Here is a 15,101-nt window from a genome sequence, read left to right as displayed (position 1 = left end):
AAAGCTACGGCCGTTCCCCCGCAGGCGCAGCATAGTCAAACGTCGCCGCCGCGAATATTCGCCTTTTTACGGGGCGCCGCTCTTTTCGACCAGGAACACGATGCGCGCCTCGTTGCGCTCGGTGATCTCGACCTTGTCGCCGGTCTCGCGGATCAGGTTCGGAATGTCAATCACCGACAGGGGATCGGTGCAGTGAACCTCGAGCTGATCACCCGGCTGCAAAGGCTTGAGCGCCTTGCGCGTCTTCAGGGCGGGCAGCGGGCATTTCAGTCCGGTGAGATCGAGCATGGTTCTGGTCATGGCTGCAACATGGCGGGACCGGTCGATCGCGTCAACGCAAGGGCGCCTAGAGCAGACCCGCGTAGGACAGGAAGCCGACGTCCTGCCCCGGCTCGACATTCGTGATGTCCTCGCCGAGTTCGACGAGGCCATCGGTCTCGACCAGCGACGACAGCAGCCCGGCCCCTTCGCGCGGAAACTTGATCGCCTCGAGCGCACCGTCCTGCGCGCGCCGCAGCGAGGCACGCACATATTCGCGCCGGCCGGCCTTCTTCCTGTAAGTGAACGCCGCGCGCAGCGGGATGGGCGTCAACGGCTCCGGCAAGCCACCCGCCAGCGCCAACACCGTCGGTCGCACCACATGGACGAACGTCACGAAGCTCGCGACGGGATTGCCGGGCAATCCGATCAGCGGCGTGCCGCCGATGATGCCCATCGCCACGGGACGGCCGGGCTTGATCGCCATCCGCCACAGCACCAGCGAGCCGATGCTCTCGACCGCCGCCTTGACGTGATCCTCCTCTCCGGTCGAGACACCGCCGGTGGTGAGGATCAGGTCATGGTGACCTGCGACCTGCTTCAAGCCGTTCGCGAGCGACGTCCGCTCGTCGCGCAGAATGCCGAGGTCGCTGACCTCGCAGCCGAGCCGGCGCAGCATCGCCATCAGCATGAAACGGTTGGAATCGAACAGCTGCGAGGCGGTGCGCGGTTCGCCGGGCGACGTCAATTCATCCCCGGTCGAGAACACGGCGACACGGATGCGCCTGACGACCTCGAGCCCCGTCAGGCCGAACGCGGCGGCAAGGGCGACATGCTGCGGTCGCAAGCGTTGGCCGGCGCGCAGCGCGACGTGACCTTGCGGAATGTCCTCGCCTGCGGGACGGACATTGGCCCCACGCTTCAGCCCCGGCGGCAGCACGATCCTGCCGGAATCATCGATGCGGACGTCCTCCTGCATGAAGACGGTGTCCGCATCGGGCGGCATCGGCGCGCCGGTGAAGATGCGCGCGGTGTGACCGGGCTTGATCGGCGCCTGTGCAACGCCGCCGGCCTGGATGCGACCGTCGAGCGGGAACGCCCGTTCGGCGCTTTCCGGAAGGTCGGCATTGCGCAGGGCGTACCCGTCGACGGCGGAGTTGGTGAACGGCGGCAGCGGCAAAGGTGCGGCCACATCGCGCGCGAGCACGCGCCCGTCGGCGTCGACCAGCGCCACGGTTTCGAGATCGACAATCGCGTTGACGCGCGTCGTGATGAGGCCAACGGCTTCATCGACCGACATCATCGGGCCGCCGAAGGCAAAGCAATCGTCCGATAGTTGCGCCATGGTGCCTCGTCAGCGTATCGCGGCGCTCTTTGCCACCGCTTCCTCGACCGGCATCGCCGCGCCCAGCAACAGTTCCGCGGCAGCCGCGATATCGTCGAGATGGACAGTCGGCAGCCTGGTGTCAATCGCGACGTCGCTCGCAATCCCGGCAATCCCGGGATCATCGGGAAACAGCAGCGGCTTGCCGTTGCCGGCGCGGTGCACCTCGATCTTGCGATGCGGCTCACGCTTGAAACCCTCGACCACGACGAGATCGACGGCGGAGAGCTTGCCGAGCAGCTCCGGCAGCCGCGGCTCCGCCGCCCCGCGCAGCTCGTGCATCAGGGCCCAGCGGTTCGAGGAAGCGACCAGCACCTCCGCCGCGCCGGCCTCGCGATGGCGCCAGGAATCCTTGCCGGGCACGTCGACGTCGAACTGGTGATGCGCATGCTTGATCACGGAGACACGCAGGCCTTGCGCATTGAAATGCGGGATCAGCCGCGTCAACAGCGTAGTCTTGCCCGCACCGCTCCAGCCTGCAAGGCCGATGACTTTCATAACCGTTCGATCTCCGCCAACGGCTCGCTGGCCGATGGAACCTCCGGCCTCTCCCGTCATTGCGAGCGTAGCGAAGCAATCCAGACCGCCTCCGTGGAAAGATCCTGGATTGCTTCGCTGCGCTCGCAATGACGAACGGAGGCATTTTGTCCATTCCCCGCCATGCATATATCGGCTTGACCCGAATGTCATGCTAACCTCGCCGCCATGATGAAGATCGACAAAGCCCCGGTGCCCCTGATCATCCCCAACCCCGACGACCCGCGCCTGACCCAGAGCGTGACCGGGACCGACCAGACCGGCGCCAGGGTCGAGATCAAGGTGCCGATGGAGCGGCCGCTGACGCTTTACCTGAACGCCCAGGAGATCGTCACCATGATGACGATCGGCGACTATCCGGAATATCTGGCGCTCGGCTATCTTCTGAACCAGAACATGCTGAAATATAACGACGCGGTCACCGAGGTCGAATACGACGACGATCTCCAGGTGGTCGTGGTGCGCACCGAACATCACACCAATTTCGAGGCCAAGCTGAAGAAGCGCACGCAGACCTCGGGCTGCGCGCAAGGAACCGCCTTCGGTGATCTGCTAGAGGCCGTCGAGAGTGTCGCGCTGCCGAAGGCCGAGCTGCGGACCTCCTGGCTCTACCAGATGACGCAGACCATCAACACCATGCCTTCGCTCTATCTCGAGGCCGGCGCGATCCACGGCTGTGTGCTGTGCAAGGCGGGAGAACCACTCTGCTACACCGAGGACGTCGGCCGCCACAACGCCGTCGACAAGATTGCTGGCTGGATGTACCGCCACGGCGTCGAGCCTGGCGACAAGATCCTCTACACCACCGGGCGTCTCACCTCGGAGATGGTGATCAAGACCGTCCGCATGGGCATTCCGATTCTGGTGTCGCGCTCCGGCTTCACCGCCTGGGGCGTCGATCTCGCAAGGCAGGTCGGGCTGACGCTGGTGGGACGCACCCGCGGAAAGCGCTTCATCGCGCTCGCGGGCGAGGAGCGCATCGTCTACGACCAGAACCTCGCTTACGTCGAGGAGGAATCGGCCAGGCACAAGCGCAAGGGTGAAGGTGGTGACGACTAGGATTCCGGCAACGAGCGTTCCATCGACTCTCGTCGTGCTGCTCGCCGGCGGCCTCGCACGGCGCATGGGCGGCGGCGACAAGCCGATGCGCACCATTGGCGGGCGTACCATCCTGGAGCGCGTGATCGCGCGCCTTTCGCCCCAGTGCAGCGGGCTGATCCTCAACGCGAACGGCGATCCCGCCCGCTTTGCTGCCTTCGGCCTGCACGTCGTCGCCGACGACGTGCCCGGCTTTCCCGGCCCCCTCGCCGGCATCCTCGCTGCGCTCGACTGGACCGCGACGAACCGGCCGGAGATCGAATGGGTGGTCAGCGCCGCCGGCGACTGCCCGTTCCTGCCGCGCGATCTGGTTGTCCGCCTGCATGAAGCACGCGTGCGCGAGAACGCGCAGCTCGCCGTTGCCGCATCGGGCGAGCAGTCGCATCCCGTGATCGGCCTGTGGCGGGTCGCCTTGCGCGACGAGCTGCGCCACGCGCTGGTCGTCGAAGACCTCCGCAAGATCGACCGCTGGACCGCACGCTATCCGCTGGCGACCGTGACGTGGCCCACCGAGCCGCTCGATCCGTTCTTCAACGCCAACACGGTCGAGGACATCGCCGAGGCCGAGCGGCTGGCCGCGCTGGACGACGCGGCCTAGCGGCGTTACGATTTCGGAAACTCGTTGAGAAGCTGCGCCCAGATGATCGCGAAGGCGATCAGGCCGCAGAGACCGAGGGCAGTGGTGAATCGCGGCAGACGGCCGATCGCAACCAGCAGCCAGGCCGGCAGAAAGAACGCCCCGAAGACCATGCCTAGCGGAAACACCGCGAGCCATTGAAAGCCGCTGCGGTCCCCCTGCGGGACATTCGCGATGTGATAGAAGGTGTAGAGCCAGAACAGCGTTCCGGCCGTCGCGATGAGTGTAGCAAGCCTGCGGAAATTGAAGGGCGTCGATGCAGTCGTGACCTGGCTCATATTCCTTGGTCGTAGCGGCGGCCATCCAAGTTCATGCTTGCCATCTCCTCCCCATCGCGCATGGCTCGAACGCCGCGCCTCGCCTGTTGTCTAGGCGGGCCGGAAACCCGCTCGCCCGAGCGCCGCGCGCACCTCATTCGAGCCGAGTGCGTCGAGAAAGGCCTGGACCGCCGGGCGCGATTTGCGCGCCGTCACCAGCGCAAAGTCATAATGCTCTTCCGCGAGCGCAATGAAACCGAGGCCGGCCGCATCGGCGACCGGCGCAATGGTCATGCCCCAGTCGGCGCGATGCTGCGCGACGGCCGCCGCGACGGCGTTGTGCGAGCGCGGCTGGTTCCAATAGCCTTCCGGGCGCGCGCCGCCGAGCAGCCGGTCGATCAGGATGCGGGTGCCGGCACCCTGGTTGCGGTTGACCATGATGCAGGCGGGATCAAAGAGCGCGCCGGCCACCGCCTCCTTCGCATCAAGGCCCTCGAAACGCCTGTCGCCCTTGCGGAAGACAATGCCCTGCATCCGCCGCCAGCCCGGCACGAGCTCGAGGCCGTCGACGAGATAGGGCGAGTTGTAGCTCTCGCTCTTGTCGTCGAACAGGTGGATCGGCGCGACATCGCATTCGCCGCGCTTGGCGGCTGCGAGTCCACCGAGGCTGCCGACGGCGATCGAGCGCACGGCCAGGCCGGCATGCGCGAGCCCAGCGGTGACGAGATCGAGGCCGGTGCAATGGCTGCCGACGATGACGAGATCCGGCACGCGCACATGCGGCGTGAACAGCGTCACCTCGGTTGCGGTCCCGGCCGGCATCTGGTCGGCGAGCGCGTCGATGCGCAAGAAACCGTCGGCCTGCGCGAAGGACGTGATCGCGCCAGAGCCCTTGCCGGAGGGATAGGCGATTAACCCATTCTTGCCCTCGACCAGCGAGACCATGACGAATTCGGTGCGACCGAGCTCGGACGCAATGCGCACCGGTACGGTCGCGTTGACCTTGGCATCGGAGCGCGGCGGCAGGCCGGCCATCCTGCGCAGCACCGGCACGATCATGTCGTGGAAGGTGAACATCGCCGAGGTCGGAAAGCCAGGCAGGATCACCACCGGCTTGCCGTCGCACACCGCAAGGCACAGTGGCTTGCCGGGCTTGAGCGCAACACCATGCGCGATGATGCCGGGTGCGCCGAGCCGGCCGATGATGCGATGGGAGAGATCGCCCGCGCCTTTCGACGTACCGCCCGACAGCACCAGCATGTCGGAGTCCGCGAGCGCGCGGCGCATGGCCGCTTCGAGCCTGGCTTCATCGTCGGGAATGGCGCCGAGGAAGACGGCCTCGCCGCCATTCTCGTCGACCGCGGCCGCGACGATGGCGCCGTTGGTATCGTAGATTTCGGCAGGCGCGAGCGGCTGGCCGGGCTGAACCAATTCGTCGCCGGTGGAGATCACGGCAACCCGCGGCTTGCGCACGACACTCGCCTCGGCAATGCCGCAAGCCGCCAGCATGCCGATCTCACGCGAGCCGACGAGGGTGCCGGCGCGCAGCAGCGCCTCGCCGCGCGCGATGTCGGATCCGGCGTACGAGACGAATTGGCCCGGCGAGACGGCGCGACGGACGTCGATCGCATTGAGGCCCGCCGGCTGGGTGTGCTCGACCATGACCACGGCATCGGCACCGCGCGGCAGCGGACCGCCGGTGGCAATCGGCGTCGCGGTGCCGGTCGCCACCTGCAGCCTCGGGGCGGTGCCGCAATGAATGGTCTCGCCATTCAGCGCGAGGCGCACGGGCGCGCCCTCGCCGGCCGCCGCAAGATCCGCGGAGCGCACCGCAAAGCCGTCGACATTGGACCTGTCGAACGGCGGCACGTCTATCGGCGCGGTGACGTCCTCGGCGAGTGCCGCACCGAGCGCGGCGGCGAGCTTGCGCGACTCGCACGGAAGCGCGCGCGGGAACAAGGCCGCCTCGAAGCGCGCCAGGGCCTCCTCGCGCGAGAGGATCTCGAGGAACTGCTCCTGCTCGAGCGCGCTGCGGTCCGGTGATTTCGGGATCATCGTCATGCCACGACCCATATCACTCCCGCAACAGATGGGCATCGACCGCCGTACCTGCCGCAAATCCCTCGTGACTGGCGGGAATGACTAGCCACGCGTCCGCACGGGCGATGGCCTGAAGCGGCCATTCGCCCACGGCAAGCGGCATCCAGGCGCGATGTTCCCCGGCCAGCAAAGCGATCTCGGCGATGCCGACACCGGATGCGATTTTTCGCGCGAGCGGCAAGGTCACCCGTTGGCGCGGCCGACGCGCCGACAGACGATCGACCAGCGGCAGCACGAGCGCGAGCCAGGCCGCAAGCGCATGATCGGGCGAGCCGGGCAAGGCGACGACGGGAACCTGTCCGAGCCGTCCGACCGCGGCAGTGCGTCCGGGCTGGAGCGCAAGGCCGTGCGCCATCACCTCGCCGCGCTGGGCCAGGGCCATGATGGCGGCGTCCTGGCGGCCGACGCCGCTGCCGCCGATCATCAGCAGAAGATCGCAAGAGGACGCATCGAGCACATAGGCAATCGATGCTTCGTCGCGTGCCCGAGCTTGACGCGTCTCGACGTCGAGTCCCGCCGCCCGCGCGAGCCCGGCGACCATATGCATCGTTGCCGTTGCGCCCGGAACATTGACGATGTGCAGCCGGGGCCGCCGCACGCCGAGCTTCTCCAGACCCGCAACGCGCGCCATCAAGAGATCGGCCGCACCGACCGGATGGCCCTCGGCGCCGGCAGGCGTGCCTTCCGCGATGTCTTTGCCGGCGCGCCGGACGCCTTGTCCGGGCACGCCCTCCGCCAGCACCTGCACCAGCGGCCCCGACACCTCCACGGCATCGGCATCGAGCACACAGTCGGATCCTGCCGGCATCGCGTCGCCGGCCTCGACCCACACGGGCACGCTTGTCAATGGCAGCGGCGAATAAGAGGACGCGCCGACGAGATCGTTGGCGCGCAGCGCCCAGCCGTCCGCGGCGGCGATGTCGTGGGGCGGACGGGCCGCGAGCAGCGGCGTGCCTGCCGCGATGCAGCCGGCGGCTTCTGCCAGCGGCAGCTCGACCGCTGCACGCGGCTCAAGCCCGTTCAGCAACGCGGCGAGGGCGCTGTCGAGCGGCGTCAGCGAGGGCGGCAGGCGCTGGGTCATGCGCCATGATGGACCATGCATCGCCCGCTTTGGCAACCGCCGGCGATGCGAGCCTCAACCGCCCGACCTGTCGGAGTTGGGGAAGAACAGCTGCTGCCCGTCGACCTTGTAGCCGGCGATCGCCGTCTGCCCCTCCGGCGATGTCAGCCAGTCGATGAAGGTCTGCCCGAGGTCTTTCTTCACGTTCGGAAACTTCGCAGGGTTGACCAGCATCACGCCGTACTGGTTGAGCAGACGCCTGTCGCCCTCGACGACGATGTCGAGATCGCCGCGATCTTTGAAGGCGATCCAGCTGCCGCGGTCCGCCAGCACATATGCATTTGCGGCGCGCGCTGCGTGGAGCGCCGAGGCCATGCCCTGCCCGGCCTCGCGATACCAGGCGCCCTTGGCGGCGGCGATGTCGATGCCGGCGACGATCCAGAGGGCGAGTTCGGCGGCGTGGGTGCCTGACCGATCGCCGCGCGTCACGAACGGCGCGCCCTTGGCTTCGATCGCCTTCAGCGCCGTTGCGATGTCCTTGCCCTTCACGCCCGCGGGATCGCTCTTCGGCCCTATCAGCACATAATCGTTGTACATCACGTTGTAGCGCTTCACGCCAAATCCGTCGGCGATGAATTTCTCCTCCTGAGGCCGCGCGTGCATCAGCACGACGTCGACCTCGCCCCGTCGCGCCCCGTCGAGCACTTCGTCGGCGCGCCGCGCGATCACGGTGACCTCGATGCCGGCCTTGTCGCGGAAGATCGGCAGCAGATGATCGAGCAGGCCGGACTCCTGCGTCGCCGTGGTCGTGGCGAGGACGATGCCGCGGTCCTCCGCGGATGACGCCGCAACGCCCACGGCAAGCCCGCAGAGAAGCGCAAATACAACGGACAGGCGGCCCATGATCGGGGTTCCCTTGGCTATGACGTTATCATGATGATGAGCGATTGCGCCGCACTCGTGACGCGTTTTCGCGCGGCCTGGCCGGGAAATTTCGGCAACGCCGCCGAGGCGCGCCGCGCGAGCGATTGATTCAGGATCGTTCACCAAAGCAGAAATCGCGCGTGCGGGATGTATTGCAAAGCGGCGAGATGATCGGGCATGGTTCCCGCCGACAAAAAATCTGAAATGCAGAATTCCACCTGCGTCGGGCGTCAAAAAGAAGCAATAATTTGCATAGGAATGCAGGATGGAATTCCTGACGACCAGCGAAGCCGCCGAATATCTTCGGCTCGGCGAACGCAAGCTTTACGAACTCGTCACCACCGGTGCGATCCCCTGCACCAAAGTGACGGGGAAATGGCTCTTCCCGCGGCACGAGCTCGACCTCTGGGTCCTGTCGGGACTGGCACGTCCGGCCGGCATGTTGATCGCGGAGCCGCCGCCGGTCGTCGGCGGCAGCCAGGACGAACTATTGGATTGGAGCCTGCGTGAATCCGGCTCTGGCCTGGGATCGATGAGCGAGGGCAGTGCGCGCGGGCTGGAGCGCCTGCAGCGTAACGAGGTGATGGCTGCGGCGGTGCACTTCCACGCCTTGACCCCCTCCGACGATCTCGCCAGCGATGCCAGTATCGAAGCCCTGCGGGCCACGCCGGACCTGCATGACGTGGTGCTGGTCGCGTTCGTGCGCCGCGAAGAGGGTCTGGTGCTGCCGCACGGCAATCCCAAGCGGCTGCACGGCCTGACCGACGTGCTCGCACTCGGCGCCCGGATGGCGATGCGGCAACAGGGCACGGGCGCGCAGATGCTGCTCGACGTGCTCCTGAAGCGCGCGGGCGCCTCGACGCGCGATCTGCGCCGGATCGAAACGTCGGCCCTGACCGGGCCGGATCTTGCCGAACTGGTCCGCGCCGGCCAGGCCGATTGCGGCATCGCGACGCGCGCTGCGGCGCGCTCGGCCGGTCTCGATTTCGTGCCGCTGGTCTGGGAGAATCTTGACCTCGCGATGCGGCAGCGCAGCTATTTCCGCCCGGCGATGCAGGCCGTGCTCCGCTTCCTGAGCGAGCCGCGGCTGCGCCAGCGCGCCGAGGAACTGACCGGCTACGATCCCTCGCCCGCAGGACAGATCCGCTTCGCGGCCTGACGTTGACGCCTGCCCCCGAATAGTTGCAAAAGAAACCAATTCAGCCGGGCCATACCCGGATGCAACACCGGCCAACGAGCCGGCTCAGGGAGGACAAGCGTGAATCCAACCAGATTTGGACTGCCGGTCGCGGCTGCCTTGGTGACGGCATTGCTGCCGGGTGCCGCAATGGCCCAGGTCTCCGACGACGTCGTCAAGATCGGCGTGCTCACCGACATGAACGGCCCCGCCTCCGCGCCGACCGGCCAGGGCTCGGTGACCGCGGCGCAGATGGCGATCGACGATTTCGGCGGCACCGTGCTCGGCAAGCCGATCAGCGTCGTGATCGGCGACCACCAGCTCAAGGCCGATATCGGCGCCTCGCTCGCGCGGCGCTGGTACGACATCGAGCAGGTCGATCTGATCGTCGACGTGCCGGTCTCCGCGGTCGGGCTCGCGGTGCAGAACATCGCCAACGAGAAGAAGCGGCTGTTCATCACCCACTCCACCGGCACCGCGGATTTCCACGGCAAGTTCTGCTCGCCTTACGCGATCCAATGGGTGTTCGACACCCGCGCGCTCGCGGTTGGCACGGCGGATGCGGTGGTCAAGCGCGGCGGCGACAGCTGGTTCTTCATCACCGACGACTACGCCTTCGGCCACTCGCTGGAGCGCGATGCGTCCGCCGTCGTCACCGCCAATGGCGGCAAGGTGCTGGGCTCGGTGCGGCCGCCGCTGGCAACGCCCGACCTCTCCTCCTTCGTGCTGCAGGCCCAGGCTTCCAAGGCCAAGATCATCGGCATTGCCGCCGGTCCCCCCAACAACATGAACGAGATCAAGACCGGCGCCGAGTTCGGCGTGTTCAAGGGCGGCCAGCAGATGGCGGCGCTGCTCGCGCTGATCACCGACATCCACGGCCTCGGCCTGCAGGCGGCGCAAGGCCTGCTCCTGACCACGTCGTTCTACTGGGACATGGACGACAAGACCCGCGCATGGTCCAAGCGCTACTTCGCCAAGATGAACAAGATGCCGTCGATGTGGCAGGCCGGCGTCTATTCCAGCGTGATGCACTATCTCAACGCCATCAAGGAAACCGGCACCGACGATCCGCTCAAGGTCGCGGCGAAGATGCGCGAGAAGCCGATCGAGGATTTCTTCGCGCGCAACGGCAAACTGCGCGAGGACAATCTGATGGTGCACGATCTCTGGCTGGTGCAGGTGAAGACGCCGGAGGAGAGCAAATATCCGTGGGACTATTACAAGATCCTCACCACGATCTCCGGCGACAAGGCGTTCGGCCCGCCGGACCCCGCCTGTGCGATGGTGAAGAAGTGAAAGTGGGCCGCGCTGACGGTGCACCCTCTCCCCTTGTGGGAGAGGGTGGCTGCGCGAAGCGCAGCCGGGTGAGGGGTTGTCTCCGCGGGACCAACTCTCATTTGAATCCGCGGAGACAACCCCTCATCCGGCGCTTCGCGCCACCTTCTCCCACAAGGGGAGAAGGAGGGAAGTGCGGATGCAGCGCGCTTATTTCACCACGCCGATCTCGCGAAAATACTTCATCACGCCGGGATGGATCAGCTCCGGCCTCGGCGCTGCCGCGACGGTGTTCGCCGCATTGGTCTCGCAGGCCTGGGCGAGCTTCCTGCAGAACGTCGCCTCGACACCGTGCAGCGTCTTCGCCAAGCGATAGGCGACGTCGTCAGGCAGATCCTCGCGCGTCAGCACGAAGCTCCACGAGCCCAGCGAAGCGATCGGCGCGTCCTGATTCGGATAGCTGTTCGCCGGCACCAGCAGCGGCTTCAGGAACGAATGCCTGGCGCGGATGCGCGTGATCTCTTCGGCACTGGGCGCGATGAAGCGCGCGCCTGCCGGGCTCGAAGCGACCGCGGCAAAGCCGGGCCAGCCGATGCCGGCGCCCCACAGCGCGGCGACGCGGCCGTCCTCGACCATCGCGGGGCCATCGCCGGCGCGGTCGAGATAGACGGCCCTGAAGTCCTCGTCCTGCTTCAGGCCGAGCCCATCCAGCACATAGCGCGCCAGGATCGGCAAGCCCGAGCCTTTCGCGCCGAACGCGACGGGCTGACCGACGAGATCCCGGATCGTCCTGTAGGGACTATCCGCGCGCACCACGAACATGCCGGGGTTCGAATAGATCGCGGTGAGGATCTTCAGCCGCACGGGTGCGCGGCCGATGCCGGCGAAGGCTTCATAAGCCGGCTCGCCCGCGACCAGCGCGAGATCGAGCTCGCCCTTTTCCAAAAGCGGGATGTTCTCGCTGCTGCCCCTGGTGTTGCGGGGTGCGATGGACATTTGCGGATCGGCCGCGTTCATCACCTCGGCAAAGGCGTTGCCGTAGAGCGGAAAGCCGCCGCCGGGGGTTGCGGTGCCAAGGCTGATCGTCAGGCTGATCGTCGTGGTCGGAATGGCCGTGCCTCCGGTTTGCGCGACGGCGGGACTCAAGAGCAGCGCCGCACAGATGAGGATCATCGCGAATCTCATGGTCGCTCCTGGCGGACCTGCGTCAACACCGACTTGCGACGATATAGGCAGCGACCCGATTTTGTGAAAGCATGCAGCCAACCACAATAAAGCAATGGGAGGTGTCATGTTGCGAAATTTGCGTCACGGTTTGTTCGGACTCGCAGTTCTCTTAGGTCTTTTCAGCACCACCCCTCCCGCCTCCGCCGCCTATCCCGACCGCCCCGTGCACTGGCTGATCGGCTTTTCCGCCGGCGGCCCGGTCGACATCGTGGCGCGGATCATGGCGCAGTGGCTGTCGGAGCGGCTCGGCCAGCAGGTCATCGTCGAGAACCGCACCGGCTCCGGCGGCAACATCGCCGCCGCCGCCGCGATCAACTCGCCGCCGGACGGCTACACGCTGCTGTTCGTCGCGCCCAACAACGCGATCTCGACCTCGCTCTACAAGAAGCTGCCCTTCGACTTCCTGCGCGACACCGTGCCGGTCGCGAGCATCATGCAGCTCACCAACATGCTGGTCGTCTCCAACGCGTTTCCGCCGAAGACGGTTCAGGAGTTCATCGACTATTGCAAGGCCAACCCCGGCAAGATCTCCTATGCCTCCTCCGGCAACGGCACCTCGGTGCACATGTCGGCCGAGCTGTTCAAGGTGATGACGAAGTGCGACATGGTGCACGTGCCCTATCGCGGCTCGGCCATCGCCTTTCCCGACATCATCTCCAACAAGGTGCAGCTGATCTTCGACAATCTGCCCTCGGCCATGGAGCAGGTGAAGGGCGGCACCGTCCGCGCGCTGGGCGTGACCTCGCCGCAGCGCTGGCCGAGCGTGCCCGACGTGCCCGCGATCGCCGAGACCGTGCCGGGATTCGAATCGGTCGGCTTCTACGGCATCTCCGCGCCGAAGGGCACCCCGCCCGAGGTGATCGAGATCCTCAACAAGGCCGTCGGCGAAGCGTTGAAGGACCCGAAGCTGGTGGCCAAGCTCGCCGAGACCGGCGGCATCCCCAAGCCGATGACGCCGGCCGAGTTCGGCAAGCTGGTCGCGAACGAGACCGAGAAATGGCGCAAGGTGGTCGAGTTCGCCGGGGTCTCGGTGGACTAGCAGCGGCGCGCCGCGGCGGCCGGCGCTCGCAAGCAAGACGTTTGAGGGGGCCGACAGGCCCTCTCAGAACAAAAAGTGCGAAAACGACCCCATGCACAGTAGAAGAATTGAGCAATCACAGCGGCTTACGGAATCGCCAAATGGACACCGGCCGGATGATCGCCAGGGCCGTTTGACTTGTCGGGCAAAACAGTGGCAGAATGCGATTATTCCGAATTCAGCAATCGTCCGGCGCGCAGCCTGTTCCGCGCAGCGGCGGCGTTCCGCTCGAACAGGCCGCCTGGTTCGGCGCGACCGAGGACCACTTCGCCTTGAAAACGCTTGAGGATTGCACCCCCGCCTCAGGCCCTGTAAACGAACCGCGCACCGTTGCCGGCCACCTTCTCGCGGCCGCCTCGCGGCGGGGCCTGTAGCTCAATGGTTAGAGCCGGCCGCTCATAACGGTCTGGTTGCAGGTTCGAGTCCTGCCGGGCCCACCAAATACGTCAGCATCTTACTCGGTCTTCGTTGCCCTCAGCGCGACGACCGCACCAGAAACCGCACCAGATACGTGCACTTTTCGTTCGGGGACAGTGTCACTCGACGCGTCAGAGAGACAGTTCGCTTGATAGTGTCCGCGTGGGGCGACCTTCAATCGACGTCGCTAGTTTTACCTCGATCGCGAAAGCCCTAGTTGAGACCGTGCTTGCGGCCTACCTGTCCCACAAGGTCTACCAAGCCGGCTACAGCCGCGAACTGGCCCCTATTTGCCCGTCAGACCGCGCAAAGGGGCTTTTGCGGTATATTCTCACCCGATTCCGTAGGGACTAGGCATGGCCAACGATGGCAAGGACCTGCAACGGCTGATTCGCATCATCGAGTCAGCGCTTGCGGCAGGGACAGATATCAAGGTCGACTCGCCGAAGTTCTTCACGGACAAGGTGACGGGGAAACATCGCGAGCATGACGTCGTGTTGACGATAACCCACGACCATCACGAACTCGTCGTCGCCCTTGAATGCCGTGATAGGTCAAGGCCCGTCGGAGTCGATGCGATCGAGGCCTTTCACACGAAATGCAACGACACCGGCATTCACTCCGGCGTTATCGTTTCCTCCAAGGGTTTCTACAAGACCGCGCGCACCAAAGCCCAGCATTACGGCATTCGCTGTCTCACCCTGGACGAGGTCGAGGGCTTCAATTGGTTCACGCCCACCGATCTGAACGTCTTATCGTGCGAGCTTGTTCAGGCCCGGCTGTTCGTCGCATTTGATCCGTATCTCGATGTGCAGCTCTCAGACCTGTTAGTCTCGACGGGGCAGACCCTGAGCAACGAAGCCATCAACGCCACAGCTTGCGGCGTTCTCAATACGTATCGGAAGAACTTGCCGAGAGACCTCGGAAAGCACGAGATCCATGTCGATATCGTGCCCGGATTCAGCGCGGTCATCGACGGCGCGACCCGCCACACCAGCCGCGTTGTCTTGACCGTCGCGAACGTCTCTATCGGCAATTTCAAAGCGGACTTCGTCACCTCCACCAATCCTGATGGCACGATAGTGGTCTCGGTTGTTCCAACACCGAAAGAATGAAGCCTATGGCTCACCAGCTCGCATTTCCCATTACCAAGGTCATTACCGACAATCTGTCACTGGTCATGATGTTCGCGTACTCGCAACCCCCGTTGCGCGAATTTCGTCGCAACAGCTTCGCTGGCGGTTGGGAGCTGATAGATGAAGTCCTGTTTGGCATTCCCGAGCAGTTGGCTACCCGCGCCATGATCGAACTCGTCCTGCTTTTCCGCACCCTGGACGACCATGAAGATTTGGACGACGGCTCTCTGGGCTCTCAGTTCGGAACGCTCCACCTCAAGAGCGGCAACATAAAGCCTCTCTCGATACGAGATGTCGCGAACAAGACCATCCACGCCAAGAAGATCGAGTGGGTATTTGACGACCACAAGAAGCCGGTTCTGAAAACCACAGCGCACGACGACTCCCGTGAGAATTGGACCCACGCGGAGATCGACCTCAATACGTTCGCCGTCGGTTGCCGCATGATGACGGGCTAATGCTGACTTCAAACAACAAGCCGCGCGCCCGTATTGCAACCCGGTCTTCAGTTTATGCCCTTATGGGTGTATAACGTC

15 protein-coding genes and 1 tRNA gene are annotated in these 15,101 nt (G+C 65.4%); 8 read left to right on the top strand and 8 right to left on the bottom strand.

Annotation, left to right across the window (positions count from 1 at the left end; genetic code table 11):
- Nucleotides 1-66 precede the first annotated feature (66 nt).
- The 3 genes from FJV43_RS24480 to mobB are packed head-to-tail and all read right to left on the bottom strand — an operon-like array spanning nucleotide 67 to nucleotide 2,140.
- On the bottom strand, nucleotides 67-300 hold the full coding sequence (locus tag FJV43_RS24480; protein WP_061024365.1) for a sulfurtransferase TusA family protein: 234 nt from the start codon (nucleotides 298-300) through the stop codon (nucleotides 67-69).
- Nucleotides 301-346: 46 nt separating this feature from the next.
- A complete protein-coding gene (glp, locus tag FJV43_RS24475; protein ID WP_239621649.1) occupies nucleotides 347-1,603 on the bottom strand; it encodes a gephyrin-like molybdotransferase Glp in 1,257 nt (418 codons plus the stop codon).
- Nucleotides 1,604-1,612: 9 nt separating this feature from the next.
- Nucleotides 1,613-2,140 carry a molybdopterin-guanine dinucleotide biosynthesis protein B gene (mobB, locus tag FJV43_RS24470; RefSeq protein ID WP_239621648.1) on the bottom strand — a complete coding sequence of 176 codons (528 nt, stop codon included), beginning with the start codon at nucleotides 2,138-2,140 and terminating at the stop codon, nucleotides 1,613-1,615.
- Nucleotides 2,141-2,347: 207 nt separating this feature from the next.
- Between mobB and fdhD the strand changes: the two genes are divergently transcribed.
- A complete protein-coding gene (gene fdhD, locus FJV43_RS24465) occupies nucleotides 2,348-3,238 on the top strand; it encodes a formate dehydrogenase accessory sulfurtransferase FdhD (RefSeq protein ID WP_239621647.1) in 891 nt (296 codons plus the stop codon).
- Between the two features lies 1 nt (nucleotide 3,239).
- Nucleotides 3,240-3,875 carry a molybdenum cofactor guanylyltransferase MobA gene (mobA, locus tag FJV43_RS24460; protein ID WP_239629584.1) on the top strand — a complete coding sequence of 212 codons (636 nt, stop codon included), beginning with the start codon at nucleotides 3,240-3,242 and terminating at the stop codon, nucleotides 3,873-3,875.
- A gap of 5 nt (nucleotides 3,876-3,880) precedes the next feature.
- On the opposite strand, the gene FJV43_RS24455 is transcribed toward mobA, so the two are convergent.
- The 4 genes from FJV43_RS24455 to FJV43_RS24440 form a co-directional block, all read right to left on the bottom strand.
- Nucleotides 3,881-4,192, bottom strand: coding sequence for a hypothetical protein (locus FJV43_RS24455; protein WP_239621646.1), 312 nt, complete (start codon nucleotides 4,190-4,192; stop codon nucleotides 3,881-3,883).
- A 90-nt stretch (nucleotides 4,193-4,282) separates the two neighbouring features.
- Nucleotides 4,283-6,232, bottom strand: coding sequence for a molybdopterin biosynthesis protein (locus FJV43_RS24450; protein WP_239621645.1), 1,950 nt, complete (start codon nucleotides 6,230-6,232; stop codon nucleotides 4,283-4,285).
- A 13-nt stretch (nucleotides 6,233-6,245) separates the two neighbouring features.
- The gene (locus FJV43_RS24445; RefSeq protein WP_239621644.1) at nucleotides 6,246-7,352 is read right to left on the bottom strand and encodes a molybdopterin-binding protein; all 1,107 of its coding nucleotides are present in this window, start codon (nucleotides 7,350-7,352) and stop codon (nucleotides 6,246-6,248) included.
- 54 nt (nucleotides 7,353-7,406) lie between these two features.
- On the bottom strand, nucleotides 7,407-8,234 hold the full coding sequence (locus FJV43_RS24440; protein ID WP_239621643.1) for a substrate-binding domain-containing protein: 828 nt from the start codon (nucleotides 8,232-8,234) through the stop codon (nucleotides 7,407-7,409).
- A gap of 286 nt (nucleotides 8,235-8,520) precedes the next feature.
- Between FJV43_RS24440 and FJV43_RS24435 the strand changes: the two genes are divergently transcribed.
- Entirely contained in the window at nucleotides 8,521-9,414 is an 894-nt protein-coding gene (locus FJV43_RS24435; RefSeq protein ID WP_239621642.1) for a helix-turn-helix transcriptional regulator, read from the top strand.
- Between the two features lie 99 nt (nucleotides 9,415-9,513).
- The gene (locus tag FJV43_RS24430) at nucleotides 9,514-10,728 is read left to right on the top strand and encodes an ABC transporter substrate-binding protein (RefSeq protein ID WP_239621641.1); all 1,215 of its coding nucleotides are present in this window, start codon (nucleotides 9,514-9,516) and stop codon (nucleotides 10,726-10,728) included.
- A 189-nt stretch (nucleotides 10,729-10,917) separates the two neighbouring features.
- Here FJV43_RS24430 and FJV43_RS24425 read toward each other — a convergent pair whose 3' ends face one another.
- Complete coding sequence (locus FJV43_RS24425; RefSeq protein ID WP_239621640.1) at nucleotides 10,918-11,892, bottom strand: TAXI family TRAP transporter solute-binding subunit; 975 nt, start codon at nucleotides 11,890-11,892, stop codon at nucleotides 10,918-10,920.
- 106 nt (nucleotides 11,893-11,998) lie between these two features.
- Here FJV43_RS24425 and FJV43_RS24420 point away from each other — a divergent pair, with 106 nt between their 5' ends.
- From FJV43_RS24420 to FJV43_RS24405, 4 genes are all read left to right on the top strand, one after another.
- Nucleotides 11,999-12,973 (top strand): tripartite tricarboxylate transporter substrate binding protein, encoded by a 975-nt coding sequence (locus FJV43_RS24420; protein ID WP_239621639.1) that lies wholly within the window; start codon nucleotides 11,999-12,001, stop codon nucleotides 12,971-12,973.
- A 403-nt stretch (nucleotides 12,974-13,376) separates the two neighbouring features.
- Nucleotides 13,377-13,452: transfer RNA gene (locus FJV43_RS24415), tRNA-Ile, on the top strand.
- Nucleotides 13,453-13,785: 333 nt separating this feature from the next.
- Nucleotides 13,786-14,544 carry a restriction endonuclease gene (locus tag FJV43_RS24410; RefSeq protein WP_239621638.1) on the top strand — a complete coding sequence of 253 codons (759 nt, stop codon included), beginning with the start codon at nucleotides 13,786-13,788 and terminating at the stop codon, nucleotides 14,542-14,544.
- 5 nt (nucleotides 14,545-14,549) lie between these two features.
- A complete protein-coding gene (locus FJV43_RS24405; RefSeq protein WP_239621637.1) occupies nucleotides 14,550-15,023 on the top strand; it encodes a hypothetical protein in 474 nt (157 codons plus the stop codon).
- The last annotated feature ends 78 nt before the right edge of the window (nucleotides 15,024-15,101 follow it).

This window comes from Bradyrhizobium sp. I71 (assembly GCF_022354745.1).
Classification (GTDB): domain Bacteria; phylum Pseudomonadota; class Alphaproteobacteria; order Rhizobiales; family Xanthobacteraceae; genus Bradyrhizobium; species Bradyrhizobium liaoningense.
The sequence above is the reverse complement of the archived record's forward strand: the minus strand, read 5'-3'. Positions and strand labels throughout refer to the sequence as shown.

Coding starts and splice junctions, on each gene's coding strand:
- FJV43_RS24480 (WP_061024365.1), bottom strand. CDS start 300: ATGACCAGAACCATGCTCGATCTCACCGGACTGAAATGCCCGCTGCCC.
- glp (WP_239621649.1), bottom strand. CDS start 1,603: ATGGCGCAACTATCGGACGATTGCTTTGCCTTCGGCGGCCCGATGATG.
- mobB (WP_239621648.1), bottom strand. CDS start 2,140: ATGAAAGTCATCGGCCTTGCAGGCTGGAGCGGTGCGGGCAAGACTACG.
- fdhD (WP_239621647.1), top strand. CDS start 2,348: ATGATGAAGATCGACAAAGCCCCGGTGCCCCTGATCATCCCCAACCCC.
- FJV43_RS24455 (WP_239621646.1), bottom strand. CDS start 4,192: ATGAGCCAGGTCACGACTGCATCGACGCCCTTCAATTTCCGCAGGCTT.
- FJV43_RS24450 (WP_239621645.1), bottom strand. CDS start 6,232: ATGACGATGATCCCGAAATCACCGGACCGCAGCGCGCTCGAGCAGGAG.
- FJV43_RS24445 (WP_239621644.1), bottom strand. CDS start 7,352: ATGACCCAGCGCCTGCCGCCCTCGCTGACGCCGCTCGACAGCGCCCTC.
- FJV43_RS24440 (WP_239621643.1), bottom strand. CDS start 8,234: ATGGGCCGCCTGTCCGTTGTATTTGCGCTTCTCTGCGGGCTTGCCGTG.
- FJV43_RS24435 (WP_239621642.1), top strand. CDS start 8,521: ATGGAATTCCTGACGACCAGCGAAGCCGCCGAATATCTTCGGCTCGGC.
- FJV43_RS24425 (WP_239621640.1), bottom strand. CDS start 11,892: ATGAGATTCGCGATGATCCTCATCTGTGCGGCGCTGCTCTTGAGTCCC.
- FJV43_RS24420 (WP_239621639.1), top strand. CDS start 11,999: ATGTTGCGAAATTTGCGTCACGGTTTGTTCGGACTCGCAGTTCTCTTA.
- FJV43_RS24410 (WP_239621638.1), top strand. CDS start 13,786: ATGGCCAACGATGGCAAGGACCTGCAACGGCTGATTCGCATCATCGAG.
- FJV43_RS24405 (WP_239621637.1), top strand. CDS start 14,550: ATGGCTCACCAGCTCGCATTTCCCATTACCAAGGTCATTACCGACAAT.